Here is a 17,366-nt window from a genome sequence, read left to right as displayed (position 1 = left end):
TCACCACGATGACCGGTTCAACGATTGATACCGAGACTGCGGCGGGCAACCGCCGCCTTGCTTCGCGGACCGTTAGGGTTCAAGACGCCAATGGCCAGCCGATCAACCCCTGCCATCCGGCCAGAGCCCGGCAGCTGAAACGCAACCACCGCGTATCGCTGGTGTGCCGGCATCCCTTTACGATTCGTCTCGATCCGGAATGTCCAGTCGAAGTGCTGCTGTTTTCCGAAGAGGATTTCCTGTTATGACCAACGCCCAACGTCCCCGTGCCGACCAACTGTTCCCGGTACTGGCTTATGAGTACGACCATCATCTGTTTTTGATGGCCGATAGCAGCCTTGGCTTTGGTTTTCTGTGCCGACCGATGACCGGCGCCGATGCCAGTGTCTCCGCGCGGGTCAACGTTTTACTGAATCAGGACTGGCCGCCCGAAACGCTATTGCAAGTTTCACTGTGGACCTCGCCGGATATCGAAGAGTCACTGGCCGTGATGCAAACCCGGCGATTGAAACAGCAAAAACCGACCTATAAAACCATGACCCAGGCTAGTATCGAGTTCTTGCGGCAAGGCACCACCAAACCGCCTGAAGCGATTTCCGGAGCACGCCTCCGGCGCAGTCATATTCTGGTCACGGTCAAATTGCCGATGGCCTATCCAAGACCCAGTGAACAAGACATCCGTCGTGCCAGTGAATTGCAACTCGCTACCCAGCAATCGCTGTCGACCATCGGCCTGTATCCGGAACTATTGGGCGCCGATCAGTATGTTCGCATACTGAACACGATTCTCAACTGGCAGCCCGATGCCGGCTGGAAAGATCGGGTGGTACCCGAGTGCGATCCGACCCAACTGATCCGCGACCAATTGCTGGATTACGATAACGCCCTCGAGCTCGATGAAAAAGGTCTGTGGCTAGGGACAAAACGCGTCAAGACCCTATCCGCCAAACGCACACCCGATCATTTTTACTTTGGCAGCGCAAAAAGTTACTTGGGCGATATTCTCTCCGGCACGCGTGGGATTCGGCAGAATGCTTTGCTCAGTCTGACTCTTCATTACCCGGATGCCGAATCGACACGTTCCAAACAAGAAGGCGTACGGCAATTCATTACCAACCAGGTCAATACGCCGATTGCCCGGTTTTTGCCGGTGTTGGTGCAGCGTAAACACCATTTCGACGTGTTGTTCGATGCCTACCGTGACGGCGACCGGCCGATTCGGGCTTATTTCGGGGTGCTGCTGTTTTGCGACGAACAAGAAGAAGCGGCGGCGGTGTCCAATGCCCGCGTCTATTTTCGAGAGCTGGGTTTTCAGCTGTTGGAAGACAAGTATTTCTGCCTGCCGTTTTTCCTGAACTGTTTACCCTTTGGTCCTGAACGTTCGGCGATTGCAGATTTGAAACGCTATCGCACCTTGGCCACTCGGCATGCGATTCCTTTATTGCCCCTGTTTGGCGATTGGGCCGGTACTGGCACGCCGACCTTGAATTTCGTCTCAAGGAACGGGGAGCACATGGCCGTATCGCTGTTCGATACCACCGGCAACTACAACCTGTGTATCGCCGCCGAATCCGGTAAGGGTAAATCTTTTCTGACCAACGAAATCATCGTCAGCTACCTGACCGAAGGCGCGCAAATCTGGGCGATCGATGTCGGCCGTTCCTACGAAAACCTCTGCGAAGTGCTGGAAGGCGATTTCGTGAAATTCACCCACGGTTCGGGGATTTGCATGAACCCCTTCGAGATTGTGCAGAACTTCGAAGAGGAAGCCGACATGCTGGCCGGCTTGGTTAGCCAGATGGCCGCACCAACCGAGAAACTGACCGATTTTCAAACCGCCGGTCTCAAGCGGATCTTAAAACAACTGTGGACTGAAAAATCCCAATCCATGTCGGTGGACGACATTGCAAAATGTCTGTGTGCAGAAACCGACCAACGCTTAAAAGATGTCGGCGAGCAGTTGTTTCCCTTTACCACTAGAGGCGAATACGGCCGTTACTTCAACGGCCGCAACAACGCCAAATTCACCAATGACTTTACCGTGCTGGAACTGGAAGAACTCAAAGGCCGCAAACATCTGCAACAGGTGGTCTTGCTGCAGCTGATCTATCAAATCCAGCAGGAAATGTATCTCGGTGAACGCAACCGACCGAAGATCGTCATCATCGACGAAGCCTGGGATTTGCTGACTGAAGGCGATGTCGCAAAGTTTATGGAGCACGGCTATCGGCGGTTTCGTAAATACGGTGGTGCGGCGGTGACTATCACTCAATCGGTAAACGACTTGTATCGCAATGCCGCCGGGCGAGCGATTGTTGAGAACTCGGCCAATATGTATTTGCTCGGTCAAAAAGCTGAAGTCATCGAAGGTATGAAGCAGGATCGGCGATTGCCATTATCAGACGGTGGCTATGAGTTGCTCAAAACTGTGCATACCTTGCCCGGTGCGTATTCGGAAATCTTTTTCATTACCGAGATGGGTTCCGGCATCGGCCGGCTGATAGTCGATCCTTACAAACGCATTTTGTTTTCCACCAAACCTGAAGACGTCAACGCCTTGAAGCAGTTGCGTCGGCAAGGCTTGAGCCTGGGTGATGCCATTCAACACCTCATCGACAACCGCAGCAGCAAACCCAGGGAAAATAGTTATGGATCCTAAATCGCAATGGCTTAGCACCGTTTTCATTTCAGTCTGTCTGGGCGGCATCGGCGGCTGGCTGGCTGCGCAACAACAATTACAACAGCCCATCGCTCGATTAAATATGGTCACACCGGTGTTTGTACTTGATCGCGGCAAGCTGATTCAAAGCATTCCACCCAATGCTAGCCAGGAACACATGACCAAGATCGTCGATGACTGGCAGGCTCAGGCCAGAAAGCTCAGTGATGCGGGCTATCTGGTGATCGATTCTACTGCGGTGGTGGCTGCTCCGGAGGATGTTTATGTTCGACAAGCCGGACGCTAACGGTATGAAGAAGCCTCGGTTGCATTCGTCATCGTCACCCCGTGCCAATCGCCAACGATTAGGCCAGTTTCTACTCAAGGCAATACCAATTCTGTTGCTGGTATTAGCCGCGGAGCGCTATATCGGCCAACGCTTTCTCATCGGCGGCGACGATCAGGTCGATCGCTGCCTGCCGGACAAATGGGTTTACCTGATTGACACTCACAACAAAGACATCTGGCGCGGCGATTTGATTGCCTTTCGCGCCGAACGCATGGCGCCATTTTTCAAGGATGGGCAGATCATCGTCAAAATCGCCGCCGGCGTCACGGGCGACACCATTCACGTCGACCCGCAGCACACCACGATCAACGGCGAACGAATCATCGACGGGTTGCCTTTAACGGAGAAACTCAAAAAGCCGGCGACACAATTCAAACGTCATGAAACCATTCCACCCGCTGCCTATTGGGTAACCGGGAAAACAGACAAAAGCTTCGATTCAAGATACTGGGGCTATGTCTACGACCATCAAGTGATTGGACGGGCCTATGCGTTGTTTTGAGCCACCTCAATTTGCTTGGCGGCAAGCGGCGGTCTGTTTGCTCAGTTGTTTCGGCGGTGTTATGACGGTTCAGGCTGAAGAAGCCTGGCTGCAACGTTCTCAAGCCATTTTGCAGGCATTGGAAGGCCAGACTAGGCCAGATTGGTTGAATGGCCAATCTGAACAGTTGGACGTGAAGCGCCAAGCGCAACAAGTTTTGGACGCTTCGCAAGCAATTCGAGCAGATACGCTATCGACACGATCGACAACAGTGGTAGGCGGTCTGCCGACAGCTCCTTCGAACAAACAAGTGACGCTGTTGTTCGTCTCGTTTTCTCTGGGTGAGTCCCTGCTGAAAAGCATCTTCGAAGAAGCGGCTGGCCGGGACGACATATTGCTGGTGTTTCGCGGCCCCAAACCCGGCCAAAAACTGCCGGCTTTGATGGCGGACCTCAAGCGCTTGCTAAAAGGTATCGAGCCACTGCCCAACATCGTCATCGATCCCACCCGTTTTCAGCGCTGGTCGGTGACGGCGGTACCGGACATCGTCGTCGAACAGGATGGGAAATCCCGTTTCCACGTTCATGGCGTCAGTAGTTTGTCCTGGCTGGACGAGCAACTCAAAGCCGGCAAGAAGGGTGATTTGGGAACCTTGGGTGATGTCGGCGAGATTGCTGAAATCGACTTGCTGGAAGAACTCAAACGCCGGATGGCGGCCATCGACTGGAAGCAAAAGCAGCGACAGGCCATCGCTCGATTTTGGGAACAGCAAAAATTTGAAGACTTGCCCACGGCTCTGGAGGATCGTGATCGGAGCGTGGATCTGACCATTACCGCACCGCGCGATTTGGCGGCGCCGAGCGGTCAGCTGATCATCCGTGCCGGACAAACCGTTAATCCGTTGGACAAGGTGCCGTTTGGCTTATGCCTGATGGTATTCGATGCCACGGTGCCGGCGCAAGTTGAGCTGATTCAGCATCAGTCCTGCCAGGACAAAAAGGCCCACGTGATGTATTTGGCCACGTCTCTGCCGCGTCAGGAAGGTTGGGACAGTTTAAAGCGTTTGGAAACCGCGTTGCAGGCACCGGTGTATCTGCTGACGCCGGATGTGCGCAGTCGATTTCAGTTACAGCATGTTCCGTCTTTCATCGAACAATCCGGTAACCGTCTGATTGTTCATGAACGAAAACTGCCTGTTTCATCGGGAGAGCGGTCATGAAACGATTCGTTTTCCCTTGGGTTTTGGGAGGTCTGATAACACTGGCAACCCCGCTTTATGCCGACACCACCACCAATAGCGTCGATCCGTTGTGCTCCGACGCCGAACTGTGGTCTGGCAAGCTGGTCACCGATATTTGCTGGAGCTGTTTATTTCCGATTCGGGCGGCGGGAGCTTCGCTGGGCGGTGGCAACGTACCGAACATCGCGACTGATGAGAAGTTTTGTTTCTGTACCGATCCGATGGGTATTCCGGAACTGGGCATGACCATGGGCCTATGGAATCCTGCTCGGCTGATCGAGATCGTCCGCAATCCCTGGTGTTCGCCAGCCTTGAGCGGTCATAAGTTCAGTGCCTCGAATGTGCGCTTAATCGCCACCACCGGCAAGGCGGATTTCGATGCCAGCGAGATGTCGTTTTTCAATTACCACTATTTCGCCTTTCCGCTGACCATTTTGCTGGATTTGTTCTGGGATGGCCGTTGCAACAGCGATGGCTACCGGGATTTCGATTTGCTGTATGTCTCCGAACTGGATCCGACCTGGAATAGCGACTTATTGGCGTTCTTCACCAGTCCGGAAACAGCATTGTTTGCCAATCCGGTGGCCATTTCAGCGTGTGTGGCTGATGCGGCAGCGGCAGCCACCGGCAATCCTTTGGATGCGTTGTTCTGGTGTGCTGGTGCCTGGGGGCATATGTATCCACTTTCTGGCATTTCGCCAACCAGTTACGGGACCGATCCCAGAATTACCAGCTTATTGGCCACGCGGGCAACGGCCTCCTTGCATCGACGCGGGCTGGCCTGGAAAACCTCGGGCAACGATGCTTTGTGCGGCGGCTATATCTATCCCTTCATCCCCAAATCGCAGTATCGATTGTCGATGTTTTATCCGGTCGCCGAAACCGAGTCCAATCACGCCATTGGTGAGACTACTTTCAAATGGGGTGCGGGTCGCACTTATCCGGGGCCGGGTGAAGATCATCTATACATCCTGTTTAGGTGGCAAGACTGCTGTCTATTCTAGGGCGAACTGTTCACGATAAATCAGTCTAACACATTGATTAAAAATACAAATGTGAGATCAATTATGAACAGAGTATTCATCAAAGCAAGTGGTATCAACCCGATCATAAAAGTGTTCACACGATGGCCTTATCCATTGGTCAGCCGGGATTGTCCAATGAACATCTGTTCACAGTCATTTGTCGATCAGTAGGTGCACCGTGAACACTATTGTCCGATCAGCCATTCACCTTGATCAGCATCCGGCCATGTCCTCGGAGGTATTGGTATCCTGTGCGTTGCCAACGGGCTTTTTATTTTTGGTTGACGATGATACGGGACGTGTCATAGAGCCGGTATTACTCTATTTAATGGATCGATTCCTCATTCGTTACGGCAATACCAGGCCCAATACGTTGCGGGCTACAGTCTACAACCTGAAGGATTGGTGGGCATTTCTGGCGGAGTTTGCCAAACCCTGGAACGAAGTCAGTGAGGATGATCTTCGTTTTTACCGGGATGCCATGCTGCAGACCGTGTCACCCAAAACCCATCAACCCTATGAGGTCGGCACTGTCCGCCGTCGACTGACCACGGTATTACAGTTCTATGACTGGGCCCGACGGGCGGGGTTTTTCGGAGTGATTTTTGATTCAAAATCCACTCGCCAAATCGTCAGATCGATGGATCACGATGCGTTGGCGCATTTGCATTCAAATCCCGTACAGCGTACCACCTCTGATTTACTACCGTTACCGCGTCGGGGCGCCGATGATGCCGTTCGACCATTGACTGAAACGGAATATCGCACGGTTGCACATTGTCTTGGGCCGCTACCGCCAGGCAGCACACGATCTGGCGATGATTGCCGACCAACCTTGGACCGGCTGATTGCCGAAATTGCCCTCCATACCGGCATGCGACGGGATGAAATTTCATCACTGAATCGTTGGCAAATTCTAGATCTGCGACCTGATGCATCCCAACCTTTCGGTGTGGTGAAACTGCGGCTCAGTAAAACCAAGGGTCTCAGGCCGCGTGTCGTGTTCATGCCCAATTGGCTGGTAACGGCATTGCACTGGTACATCGAGCATGAGCGCAAGGACGCGCTGCAAGCCGCCAAAAAGCAAGGCCAATTCAAAGAACCGAGTGCATTATTTTTGAACGGTATCCATACCGGGCGGCATGTCGGAAAACCGATTCAAAATGGCAGTATCGATGCGCATTTTCGGCAGGCTTTGTTTGCCTCCGGCTTGACGCATGCCGTACATAAAACGGATCCGGAAACAGGGAAACCATATACCACGCAAGCACCCCGTCATGTTTTCCACGACCTCAGACATACCTTTGCGACCTGGCTGTATTGGTTTGAAAAGTCGCAGGGCAATGTGGAACCCTGGAAAAAGATTCAGGCACGCTTGGGGCATACCGCGTTGGCGACGACCACCAATCTCTACTTGCGCGCCGTGACGGATTTTGAAGCTCAAGTCAGCGATACCACCATGAAGTTTTTCGAGGCGATGCGTCATGGCTGAGTCATTTTCAGATCGCCCCTCCACACGCCCCAGTCGCTACGCACAACTCGTGGGTACGACCGTGGCGGATCTCGACGCCGTTCGCCGGGAACGCCTATCCTCGATCAGTGAAGAAACCGATGGGGATGGCAAACGTCGGTTATTCATTCGTTTCCCGACACCACACAGTCGAGAATCCATTCAAACCTTGGAGGTTTCAAACTGGCTGATGGCGCCGGAGTTGGCCGTTGCCTTTGCCGAGATGGTCGTCGTATGGGGCGGGGATAAATCCGAACCAAGTCGGCAAACGTTTATCAACGATCTTAACCATGGGTTTTTCCAGTATCTGACTCGCAACGATAGGCCAGCGCCCAGTCTGGCAACCCTTAACACGGCATTCATCAATGGTTTTATCGAATGGCTGGGCCGTATGGAAGACGGCGCCTATGTGCTTGCGGCATACACCCGTTTGCATTACCTAGGTGCGGTTCGCAGCGTGGTTACCTTCCTGAAGAAATCTGCGCAGTACCGATCCCAGTTAAGCAAGGATTTACATATTCGCCGCAATCCCTGGCCAGGGGCATCTCGGCAAATCGCACATCCGACAAAAATCATCGAGCCAGCAGATTGGGTCCATCTTCACAGCATTTGTATCGAAGCATGTACGCAAATCATGCAAACCGTCGAACAGGGCTGGATGATGTTGGCCGAAGAATCCCCCGAACCCAATAGCCTGGCAAGCCATATGCAAAGACTGGACACACTGTTTCCGACAGTGATTGGGTCTTTCGTCAAACTTCAGCAACTCGACGCACCATTGGCCCGCCAAATCGGCACGCCGGAAGCACTGGCGGCACTCAGAACCAACTTTCACCCCTCGCCAAGGGATCTGGTTCCGTTCCTACTGTTATTAGCCATGGTGAGCTTTTTCAGTGGCGAAACTCTGTTTGCAACACGCCGAAGTGACGTGTCCTATATCGAAATCCAGGGTGTCAAACGCTTGGTTTGGCGCCCCTATAAATCGAGAAGCCGACGCCGACAGCATCGCAGTTTTCCGATCTCGGATGCCCCAGACAGTCCGACGGTATTGATTCCGTTTATCGAGCGATGGACAGCGCGGATTCGTCCAGTAGCAACGCCGCGTTTGCAAGAGTGGTTGTTCATCTGGATTCCCGTGAATAAACCGTCTGTGCCTCATGGTTTCGAATCCAAGTCGGGAGGTAGCAAAGGGGCCTGGCAAAATCATTTGTCAGCCTTTTTGATCGAGAACGAACTCCCCCATCTGACACTCAGGCAAGTTCGCACAACCGGCCTGGATAATGTCCATACCTGGTTTGACGGCGATCTGCTGGCACTACAAGCCGTCAGCGGCCATCAACACCCTGAGGTCATACTCTCGCATTACACCTCCGATGCGGCGCGCAGGCGCCAGGATGAGCGACTCGGCGATGTCATGACCTTGCGTAGCCGTTGGCGAGAAAGCGACGGCACTATCGATCCACGCACATTGCCGCCCAAACAGGACTTGGCAGCCGCAACACCGGGATGGCGCTGCTTTGATCCCTATGACAGCCCGGTGCCTGGTCAGGACAAAGGCAAATTGTGCAGTGCTTACGGCGCTTGTCCAGGCTGTGCGTTAGCCCATTTGAATCTTCAGGACGGCTACGCGCTGGCCCGTGTTCTACAGCTCAAAGTCAAAATCGAACAGGCCCAAACCCAATTACCGGCTGCACGCTGGTTGACGGCGTGGTCACCGAGACTGCAACGCCTGATCGAATACTGGCTCCCGCGTTTCCAGGATGAAACGGTGATCCACGAAGCCGCCCAATGGGATTTGGACGACCTGCCTGAACTGGAGTAATCGTCATGACATCACTCAATTCATTCACCAACCCCCAGATTCATTTGCTATCGGCCGATGATCTGACCGCGCAACGTGTTTCCCCCATCAGCCTCTGGAGTGACGCCCAATGGCGCCTGGATAATCCGACCCCAGGGCAATCCGACCATCGCGCGACCGTAAACTGGAATATCAAACTGCCTCACGGACAAAGCCTACTGGATCCGGAATGGGCCGAGTTACTAGACAGCTTACGACGCTTTGTCTGGAGTTTGCTGACCGATCCCCGTGAAGGTAAAAGCCTGAAAACCACGTCGATGGCAACCATTAGTCGGATGTTGGCTTATCTGGTCAACTGGATGGCCACACAGGATTTTCGAGCTATCCATGAATTGGACAACCATGCCAGTTGGGAATACGTCGAACACGTCGCCATAACGGGGAGCGATAAGCAATATTCCTCCTTGCATGAGGGTTGGGTCTGGCAACGGCTCCATATTTTGACGCTGCTGTATAAGCAAAGTGGCGCATTGCGGGAATCCGGCGTCAGCCCGATGCCGGAGCCGCCGTTTGACGGCCGCAATCCCTTCGATGTTGCCAAACGCATCACGAATCGCCAGCGTGATTTCATTCCGCCCTTACCGGATGCAGTGGCATTGCCGATCATGACAGCAGCAGAGCGGTTGATCGGGGTACCTGCCGATGACGTGATCAAGCTGCAGGAAGTTTATCTTGCAGCTTATGCACAAGGCGGACCTGGCAATCACAAAGGGCCAGGCCACAGTTTGCCGGTTAGAACCGATGCCGCTCGCCGGGCCGTCCATTCATTCCAGTTTTCGGTGCTTGCTGGTGAATCAGTACCTTGGCATGACGTCATCGACACTCAACCGCGAAGAGGCGCTGGGCAAGTTGATTTCGTTGCCGCCATCCGATCGCTGATCCTGGATATTCGGATTGCCTGCATCATCGTGTTACAAAGCCATGTCGGTTTACGCATCAGTGAAGTGATGGGCCTAAAAGCCGGTATCGATCCCGACAGCGGATTGCCGTCCTGCCTGCAACAACGCCCGTCAAAAACCGGCTTGAATACCATTTTTTATCTCAAAAGCCTGGCCGCCAAAATCCATGGCAGACCGGTGGAATGGATCGTCGGCGCTCGCCCCACCGACAGTCAATATCTTCCGCCCCCGGTCAGGGCATTAGTCGTACTCGAACGATTGTTTCGCCCATGGCGTCAATTAGGCGAATGCCAGCATCTGATCGTGTCGTTTTGCGCTAGCCGCGGGCTGCCGAAAAACCAACGATCGGTTGGGCGTCCCTTCAGTCAGAATGTCAATCTCGGCCAAAAGGATTTTCTGCGCCGCTATGTCGATTGGCAAGCATTACCGCCCAGCCCTGAGCTAGACGCGTACCGGGATGGGCGTTCGCTACGCACGCACCAGTGGCGGAAAACCTTTGCGCTGTATGTCATCCAGGTGGATAGCCGCATGCTGCCGCACATAAGCCAGCATTTCAAACACCTGTCTCTGGCCATGACCGAGCAAGGCTACATCGGTCGCGATCCGGAAATCATTGAAGCCATGTCCGATGCTCGGGCTCGTTTGACCGTAAGGTTGCTGTATGAAGCCGCAACGGGTGATGCGACCTATGCCGGCAACATGGCACCATGGCTCGAAGCCCATCGAAAGTCGGTTAGAGCATCCATGCAGGACAAGACTCCGGAACGAATCCTTAGCAACCTGGAACACGAAGTCGTCGAGCACGATTTTAGAATTTGGTTCGCTGACCATGGGAAATGCCTGATCGAGTTGAAACCGGAATCGGCACGTTGCCATCAGATCGCCGGCACTACACATTGGGAGGACTCGAATCCGAATTTCCAATACCGCGAACCGTCGGTTTGCGTTGGTTGCGAATGTTTCCTGATCGACCGGGAAAGCGCTGGGTTCTGGCGTAAACGCTATTTGGATAATCAACTAGCCGTGGAGAATGCCGAACGCATCGGCCGTGGTGACGAGTTTTATGTCGCTCGTCAGCGGGCGCGGCAAGCGGCGGCCATTCTGCACGTACTAGGTGAAGACATCGGGGAGAACGGCCATGACGCGTAACGCCAAAACACCACCCCCCATCGACCCGATCGAGCAAGACTTCCAGGATGCGCTTGAACGCCTGGAGGGAGGTGCACCGCTAGACCCAAAGCTCGCCAAACAAGCCAAGTTAGGCACGCTCAAAATCAACGTTTCGGTGGTTGCCCAGGAAGCCGGTCACAGCCGAACCCTGATTGGACACGACGGTTGCAAATACCCTCGCATCAGGACACGCATCATGGCATTGAAAGCACCAGTTGCGCCAACAACAAACGCCGAAATGGTCATCCGGCACCTGCGCGAAGAGAACGCCGAGCTACGGAGAAAACTGGGTCAACGCGACACGGAAAATGCTGCGCTGATAGTCCGGCTCCGTCAATTGGAAATCGACACCCAACGGGCGCTGCGCAAAGCCGAACGCATGGCCAACCGATCCGAAAAACCATCAGATCAGCTTGCCGGCGCGAGCATTCCATCTGAACGCGGCGAAATTTTACCTTTTCCGACACCCCAGGAGGAGTGAGTGCAATTATTTATCTCATATAAAGCATCAACCGGCTTCCGCCGGCACCGATCCACCGGCTATCATCGGTCTCGGCAAGTTCCCATGTTGGGATTGGCCCATGAACAGTTTAGATCCGGCACTTACTGCTGTAACCCATGCTCTGCAAGGGATACAGGTGTTTCGTGGACACCTTCGTCCAATAGAAACTGTTGCGTGGGTTTATGAGGCGATGAAACAATTCTTTGATCCCCAAGCATTCGCCATACAAAGCCTGGCTGCCGTGTTGTGCGTAACCATGGCCTGGACACCATATGGTGTTTCCTGGGCGGATGCGATTCAGGCGGCTGGGCGCGATGGCCAGCAACTGGGTCAGCAAGTCATCGGCGGTTTTGCATTCCCGCTCGATACCGGCAACGGTACGCTGACCTTGAATCCGGGGACGGCTCAGGAAAGCGCCATTTCGATTGGCACGCTGTTTCCGGATACAAATAGCGCATCTACCACGACCAGCGATTTTGCTAATCTCTACGGCAACAACCCCGGAACGATCGCAGCCGGGTTGGACGCACAGACTGCTCTGAACGGCGAAACCAGCTTCACCGGTGAAGCCTACCGTACCCTGATCGACAACGCTCACCAGTCGCATCCGGACTTACATGCCGATCCGATCTGGCAAGCCGGCGATCAGGTGTTTGCCGATTTTACCCCATGGGCACAGTCGTTCTCGGACTGCACGACCACCACGACCCAAACCGACACCCTGCAATCGGCGCGAGTCCCGGATTATCAGCTCTGTCTGCGGCAACCGACGGTACCGCAAAGCTGTACCGCTACCCACCAAGTCAATGTACAGCCCTTGATCCGTTTTGTCAGTGGGGATGGCGGTTTTTCCAGTTGCGGGCCGGGCTGCATGGATTTGTATGTCGGCCGGGTCGGTGACAATTACTGGGAATCGGATTGTGGCTTGTTTACCTGGCAGGTCAAATACGAGGTTTTGCATCCGGAAGCCATCACCAGTGCCACGCTGGAGTACGTCAAATACGATGACCACACCCGTGTCTATTACGACAATCAATTGATCTATACCGGTGCCAGCGGCTGGTTCGGCGATTGCGAGCTTTACACCAGTTGGAACGAATACCCCAACACCAATGTGCTGTATGCCTTCAACAGTAGCGGCATCAAGGTGTTCAAGGAAGAAACCCGCGTGTCCGGACGCGGCGAAGGTTATTCGCGGATTCGGCTGCGTTATGACCTGTCAAAACTGATTACCCAGGATCAATGGAGCTGGAACGGACCGAATTGCCAGAATCTGGCGAATGCGATTAGCGATGGCATTTGCCAGGCTGGCAGCCAATTGAGTTGCACGAACGATCCGGCCAATGCGTCGGGTTGTTACGTCGATCCTACGTCGCAAGTCATGGTCTGCGGCTCGGATTTGGCGCAAGCCCCAGTGGCCAGTTCGTCAGGGATTCGCAATACTTGCATGGCTATTCAGGCCTCAGGGCATTGCGATTTGAATCAGTATGGGCAATGTTGGACCGATACCGCCGGCACCCACTGTTTGGAGCCGCCGGCGAACGGGATACCCAACAAAACCTGCGCGTCGTTGGAAACCCAAGGCTGCTCGTTCATCAAAAGCCAATGTACCAGTGTGCTGGCTTCAGGCACTTGCTGGGACAGCGTCGATACCTACGATTGCGGGCAAACGGTGGGCATTCCCGGCATTCAAAGCAACACCCAACAACAATGCGCCGGACCGATCCGCTGTATGGGCGAAGAGTGCATCAGCGTGAATCGCACACAAAGCCAGGATTTCAGCAAGGCGGTCGCCTTACTCAATAGCGCCCAGCAAATGGCGATGGATTTACATTGTGACTATGCCAATGCCGATTTGCAGCAAAAGGATCCGACTACCTGTCAGGTATTTCAAGGCAAACCCGCCAGTTGCAAAATGGTCGGCGGCGCACTCAGTCTGGTCGATTGCTGCGAAACGCCCTCGGGTGCGATGGGGCTGGGACGTTACATCGATTTATTGATCGCCACTAGTCAAATGGACAGCGCGGTAATGGCCATGGACAGTACCTCGGCGATTCGCGGCGCCTGGGAAACTATGCGTACCCCATTCACGTTGGCCGGCGATGCCTGGAACAGCTTTCAGGCGGATTTTGCCTCGACGGTAAATGACTTGGTCGGTACCGACATGCTCAGTACCAGCGACATTGCCTCGCAAGGTTTACTGGATTCACTCAAAGGTGAATTGATGAAGTCCGTTGCAGAATGGATTGGCCAGACCTTTGGTGAAGCCGCCGGTAATGCCTTGTTCAGCGCCGGTGGCCAGGCAGCCTTTGATGCTGCAGGCAATCTGACGCCCGCCGCACAATCGGGTGGTGTGCAATTAGGCGGCGGCGCGGCAGTGGCAGGACAACTGCTCAGCACCTTGATGACAGCTTATACGGTAGTGATGATCATCATCATGATTATCCAGATGGTGTATGCCTGCGAGGAACCCGAATATGAACTGGCGGCCAAGAAGCAACTGAAAGTCTGCAAGGATCTGGGTACCTATTGTGAAAGCAAGGTATTGGGCGTTTGCATGGTCCGCAAGGAAAGCTACTGCTGCTACAACTCACCGCTAGCACGTATCCTCAACGAACAAATCAAACCGCAGCTGGGCATGGACTTTGGTGCGCCGGAAAGTCCCAGTTGTACCGGCATCAAAGTCACGGACCTGGACCGCGTGGACTGGACTCAAGTTAATCTCGACGAATGGTTGGCAATTCTGGCGCAGACAGGGCATTTGCCATCCGCCGCCAATGCCGCGTCCATGCTCAATCTGGATCAACTCACCGGAACCGGCAGCCGACTCAATCCGCAGAAATACGGTGCAGCCTCCAGTGGTCGACAGGATACCTTAACCCGCACCCAAGGCCGCATGACTGATCTGGATGTCCCCACGGTCAAACGGCAATCGGAACTGGAGGGCTGGGGCATGGGGCCGCAATGAGAGGCCTAAAAGTTACTGAACCGCATCTTTCAAGCCTTTACCGGCTTTGAAGGATGGCAATTTTGCGGCGGCAATCGTAATCGCTTCACCGGTTTGGGGATTACGACCCGAACGCTCGGCACGCTCTTTCACTTCGAAGGTACCGAAGCTCACCAAAGCCACGGAGTCGCCGGCTTTTAATGCGATTTGGATAGATTGGGTAATACCATCCAAGGCCCTGCCGGCGTCAGCTTTGGTCAGGTTAGCGTGGCTGGCGATGGCGTCTATGAGGTCGGATTTGTTCATTGAATAATTTCCTAAGGGATATAAAAATAGATTTGTTCTGTCATTAATTTGATCGGCATTTTTACCAAAATTTGCTGTATCGACCAAACAAGAAAGTGCAAAAGAGCAAAACTCCCGCTATCAAAATTTCCACAAATAACAAGGAGTTTTTCTGTTGTTTATAGCGTTTGTCGAGTTCGCCATACATTGGCATCAATTTAGTAGCCAACGCGGCGTGTTCAACTGTCAACTTTTCTTTTAATTCGCTTATTTCATCATTAATCGCTTTCAGGCTATGACGCTGATTCCTTAAAAGCATATTCATAAAGCCAGTAAAAATTAGCGCTCCAAACCAAAGAGCCCAATTTTTTAATGAATCTCCCGCTTTCTCGTCCATCTGAGACCCCACTAACAACAGCGCAGCAGGAACGGCTAAAAGCTGATTTTGAATCTCCGCAAACACCTTGTTCAATTTCAAGGTGTATTCCAAGCGGTTTTCCTGAACTTCCTCTCGCACTTTCTCAAAAGAAAATCCGGCAACATAAAGTTGGTAGTTATCGCGAGCCCGCCGTTTGAGTTCGTCAAACACGGTAAGTAGATGCCTAAATCGCTCATCACCGGGTACATTTTTCAGCATTTCCACCAGCGCAGACTTGAGAATACTTTTACGCTGCTCAGTATGAGCATCGTCAACGATAAATTCGTTACGCACGCTGTCTAACTCGGAAAGCTCTCTAAGGTCGGCTGCCCCATAATCAATAATTAACTCGAATTTCTCCTTGACCATGAAAACTAATGCAAGGCGACCTGCACTAGGCTTAGAAACATCGGCAATCTCTTCCAGCAATTTTATTAAATCGACAACTTGTGAATATCGATCGGCAGATTGATCCTGAATGGCGTCGGCCGAATAGAAATTTGTTTCGAGGACAAAATATGATTTCGGCTTAACAAAACGAAAGCTATGATGTTGTAAAAGCTCATCCCAAGTACTCGCAAAAAACATCTCGGGTAGACGTGGAACCGCAACGTCTCTAACTTTAAATGGCTGACCAAGCGCTCGCTGTTCATCAAAGGCTGTTGGCAACATGTAATGGCCGTCAGCATCTAATTTCCTCAGAACTGTAAGTGTTTCGGCCGTAAGACTATCGATACAACCATGAAGTAACGCGTCCTCCACATAGGAAGCAGTCAATTCTCGGCATAGTCTTACAACCAAATCAAGTTGGGTCATCGCTTTCAGTTGATGTCGGTTTCAAGCGTTGTTTAAATTCCAAAGGCAAATCTTTGATAATCAGCGTTTCCGTAAGGTCATCATAGATGACACGCGAGCCTAGAATCGACTCTTCGAAATCCAATGTCAACTTTGAATCCTTAATCCGATGGCGTCGCAAACCGCGGTAGATTCGACTATTCGGTTCAAAGCCATCGCCAAGCGGGTATTCTTTACTCGTAACAAATTCAGAGAATCTTGCAGGCTGTTGGTCGTCGAGCCGCATAGACAATGCGTCCAGACTAATGCCTTTCTTTTCCTTGGTACATTCGACACAGTAGGCATGAACCCTTTGGCGTATTTCTCGCGCTTTGTCGACATCAAATTGCTTTTCTTCACAATAGTCCCTGACAACCTGGAGTAAAAGTTTGGTTTGCTCGGCCGATTCGGTTAATTCTGTGACACCAAGAAAATCCCGAAAATACTCCGTAGCACTTTTACTATCTTCACCACCACGTCGTTTTTTAATAAATGTCACGTACCGTTCGCTCCCGGCTTTCCATGCTGTTATATTAATTCTTGCCGCTTCATGAAGATGATCAATATCGAAATTGACCGTTTTATTAATAGTTAGCGTGGTGTCGTCTATGCCTGTGCCAGCCTTTAATTTGAGTGACACCACGAACATGAAATCATGGCCATTTTCTTGGTAACGAGCAAAAAATAGGTAGCCCCCAGTGGCAAGTGACGCACTGTCGATGGCTTTCTGATAGCAGGTTTTCAGCCCCAGAGTGAATACCCCAAGCCCTTGTTGGTCTGTTAGGTATTTATCGAGCAAATCCGGAAAGGGGTAAGCAACCTCACCGATTATGAAGGCACCATAACCACGAGTCATGGTTCGATTAAATACATCTCGAATCCCACCCACCAAATTTTGTAGATTGTCTTCATTTGGTAAGATCTCATCCCGCATTTTAGCTACCGACGGTTTGTGCCTGTCCTTATCAAACCGATGGACGATTGCTTCCTGAATAATCATTTATATGCTCCAACGAATATTAATTCCATTAACTGGATGTGGCCTAAATTATCTGAGAGGCGATTAGTACCTTAATTCGAGCAGGCATCTTCGAATTTGCCAGGCAGCGTCAGGCAAATCGTAAAGAATTTAGACCCATTCCAAACTAAACCCGGTACTCACAACCCAGATCCAGTTTGTTGCGGC

Annotated in this window: 14 protein-coding genes; 11 read left to right on the top strand and 3 right to left on the bottom strand. The window is 52.6% G+C overall.

Features of this window, described 5'->3' with window-relative positions; genetic code table 11:
• The first annotated feature begins 8 nt into the window (after positions 1 to 8).
• From ACQE3D_RS17555 to traN, 11 genes are all read left to right on the top strand, one after another.
• Positions 9 to 248, top strand: coding sequence for an RRXRR domain-containing protein (locus ACQE3D_RS17555; RefSeq protein ID WP_427551084.1), 240 nt, complete (start codon positions 9 to 11; stop codon positions 246 to 248).
• Complete coding sequence (gene traC / locus ACQE3D_RS17550; RefSeq protein ID WP_427551083.1) at positions 245 to 2,659, top strand: type IV secretion system protein TraC; 2,415 nt, start codon at positions 245 to 247, stop codon at positions 2,657 to 2,659. Before ACQE3D_RS17555 ends, traC begins: the two co-directional genes overlap by 4 nt.
• A complete protein-coding gene (locus ACQE3D_RS17545) occupies positions 2,649 to 2,966 on the top strand; it encodes a hypothetical protein (protein ID WP_427551082.1) in 318 nt (105 codons plus the stop codon). Before traC ends, ACQE3D_RS17545 begins: the two co-directional genes overlap by 11 nt.
• Positions 2,944 to 3,510: a signal peptidase I gene (gene lepB / locus ACQE3D_RS17540; protein WP_427551081.1), complete on the top strand. Its 567-nt coding sequence runs from the start codon at positions 2,944 to 2,946 to the stop codon at positions 3,508 to 3,510. Before ACQE3D_RS17545 ends, lepB begins: the two co-directional genes overlap by 23 nt.
• Before the next feature lie 61 nt (positions 3,511 to 3,571).
• Positions 3,572 to 4,708 carry a TrbC family F-type conjugative pilus assembly protein gene (locus ACQE3D_RS17535; protein ID WP_427551080.1) on the top strand — a complete coding sequence of 379 codons (1,137 nt, stop codon included), beginning with the start codon at positions 3,572 to 3,574 and terminating at the stop codon, positions 4,706 to 4,708.
• On the top strand, positions 4,705 to 5,733 hold the full coding sequence (locus ACQE3D_RS17530) for a TraU family protein (RefSeq protein ID WP_427551078.1): 1,029 nt from the start codon (positions 4,705 to 4,707) through the stop codon (positions 5,731 to 5,733). Before ACQE3D_RS17535 ends, ACQE3D_RS17530 begins: the two co-directional genes overlap by 4 nt.
• 199 nt (positions 5,734 to 5,932) lie before the next feature.
• Complete coding sequence (locus ACQE3D_RS17525; protein ID WP_427551076.1) at positions 5,933 to 7,246, top strand: tyrosine-type recombinase/integrase; 1,314 nt, start codon at positions 5,933 to 5,935, stop codon at positions 7,244 to 7,246.
• Positions 7,239 to 9,086 (top strand): hypothetical protein, encoded by a 1,848-nt coding sequence (locus ACQE3D_RS17520; protein WP_427551073.1) that lies wholly within the window; start codon positions 7,239 to 7,241, stop codon positions 9,084 to 9,086. Before ACQE3D_RS17525 ends, ACQE3D_RS17520 begins: the two co-directional genes overlap by 8 nt.
• A 5-nt stretch (positions 9,087 to 9,091) precedes the next feature.
• On the top strand, positions 9,092 to 11,173 hold the full coding sequence (locus ACQE3D_RS17515) for a hypothetical protein (RefSeq protein ID WP_427551070.1): 2,082 nt from the start codon (positions 9,092 to 9,094) through the stop codon (positions 11,171 to 11,173).
• A complete protein-coding gene (locus tag ACQE3D_RS17510) occupies positions 11,163 to 11,675 on the top strand; it encodes a hypothetical protein (RefSeq protein WP_427551068.1) in 513 nt (170 codons plus the stop codon). Before ACQE3D_RS17515 ends, ACQE3D_RS17510 begins: the two co-directional genes overlap by 11 nt.
• 211 nt (positions 11,676 to 11,886) lie before the next feature.
• Positions 11,887 to 14,664: a conjugal transfer mating pair stabilization protein TraN gene (gene traN, locus ACQE3D_RS17505; protein WP_427551066.1), complete on the top strand. Its 2,778-nt coding sequence runs from the start codon at positions 11,887 to 11,889 to the stop codon at positions 14,662 to 14,664.
• 12 nt (positions 14,665 to 14,676) lie between these two features.
• Here traN and ACQE3D_RS17500 read toward each other — a convergent pair whose 3' ends face one another.
• Genes ACQE3D_RS17500 through ACQE3D_RS17490 form a run of 3 tightly spaced genes read right to left on the bottom strand, consistent with a single transcriptional unit; the run spans position 14,677 to position 17,180 of the window.
• The gene (locus ACQE3D_RS17500) at positions 14,677 to 14,997 is read right to left on the bottom strand and encodes an HU family DNA-binding protein (RefSeq protein WP_427551767.1); all 321 of its coding nucleotides are present in this window, start codon (positions 14,995 to 14,997) and stop codon (positions 14,677 to 14,679) included.
• A 13-nt stretch (positions 14,998 to 15,010) separates the two neighbouring features.
• Positions 15,011 to 16,162, bottom strand: a complete 1,152-nt coding sequence (locus tag ACQE3D_RS17495; protein ID WP_427551065.1) for a hypothetical protein — start codon at positions 16,160 to 16,162, stop codon at positions 15,011 to 15,013.
• Positions 16,149 to 17,180 carry a nucleoid-associated protein gene (locus ACQE3D_RS17490; RefSeq protein ID WP_427551064.1) on the bottom strand — a complete coding sequence of 344 codons (1,032 nt, stop codon included), beginning with the start codon at positions 17,178 to 17,180 and terminating at the stop codon, positions 16,149 to 16,151. The genes ACQE3D_RS17495 and ACQE3D_RS17490 overlap by 14 nt, the downstream gene beginning before the upstream one ends.
• Positions 17,181 to 17,366 lie beyond the last annotated feature (186 nt).

This window comes from Methylomonas sp. MS20 (assembly GCF_050275925.1).
Lineage (GTDB): Bacteria > Pseudomonadota > Gammaproteobacteria > Methylococcales > Methylomonadaceae > Methylomonas > Methylomonas koyamae_A.
This window is presented reverse-complemented; position numbering and strand designations above follow the sequence as displayed.

What these genes read in the sequence shown, in the direction of transcription:
- traC (WP_427551083.1), top strand. Translation starts at nt 245, where the DNA reads ATGACCAACGCCCAACGTCCCCGTGCCGACCAACTGTTCCCGGTACTG.
- ACQE3D_RS17530 (WP_427551078.1), top strand. Translation starts at nt 4,705, where the DNA reads ATGAAACGATTCGTTTTCCCTTGGGTTTTGGGAGGTCTGATAACACTG.
- ACQE3D_RS17495 (WP_427551065.1), bottom strand. Translation starts at nt 16,162, where the DNA reads ATGACCCAACTTGATTTGGTTGTAAGACTATGCCGAGAATTGACTGCT.
- ACQE3D_RS17535 (WP_427551080.1), top strand. Translation starts at nt 3,572, where the DNA reads ATGACGGTTCAGGCTGAAGAAGCCTGGCTGCAACGTTCTCAAGCCATT.
- traN (WP_427551066.1), top strand. Translation starts at nt 11,887, where the DNA reads ATGAAACAATTCTTTGATCCCCAAGCATTCGCCATACAAAGCCTGGCT.
- ACQE3D_RS17555 (WP_427551084.1), top strand. Translation starts at nt 9, where the DNA reads ATGACCGGTTCAACGATTGATACCGAGACTGCGGCGGGCAACCGCCGC.
- ACQE3D_RS17515 (WP_427551070.1), top strand. Translation starts at nt 9,092, where the DNA reads ATGACATCACTCAATTCATTCACCAACCCCCAGATTCATTTGCTATCG.
- ACQE3D_RS17490 (WP_427551064.1), bottom strand. Translation starts at nt 17,180, where the DNA reads ATGATTATTCAGGAAGCAATCGTCCATCGGTTTGATAAGGACAGGCAC.
- ACQE3D_RS17545 (WP_427551082.1), top strand. Translation starts at nt 2,649, where the DNA reads ATGGATCCTAAATCGCAATGGCTTAGCACCGTTTTCATTTCAGTCTGT.
- lepB (WP_427551081.1), top strand. Translation starts at nt 2,944, where the DNA reads ATGTTCGACAAGCCGGACGCTAACGGTATGAAGAAGCCTCGGTTGCAT.
- ACQE3D_RS17510 (WP_427551068.1), top strand. Translation starts at nt 11,163, where the DNA reads ATGACGCGTAACGCCAAAACACCACCCCCCATCGACCCGATCGAGCAA.
- ACQE3D_RS17520 (WP_427551073.1), top strand. Translation starts at nt 7,239, where the DNA reads ATGGCTGAGTCATTTTCAGATCGCCCCTCCACACGCCCCAGTCGCTAC.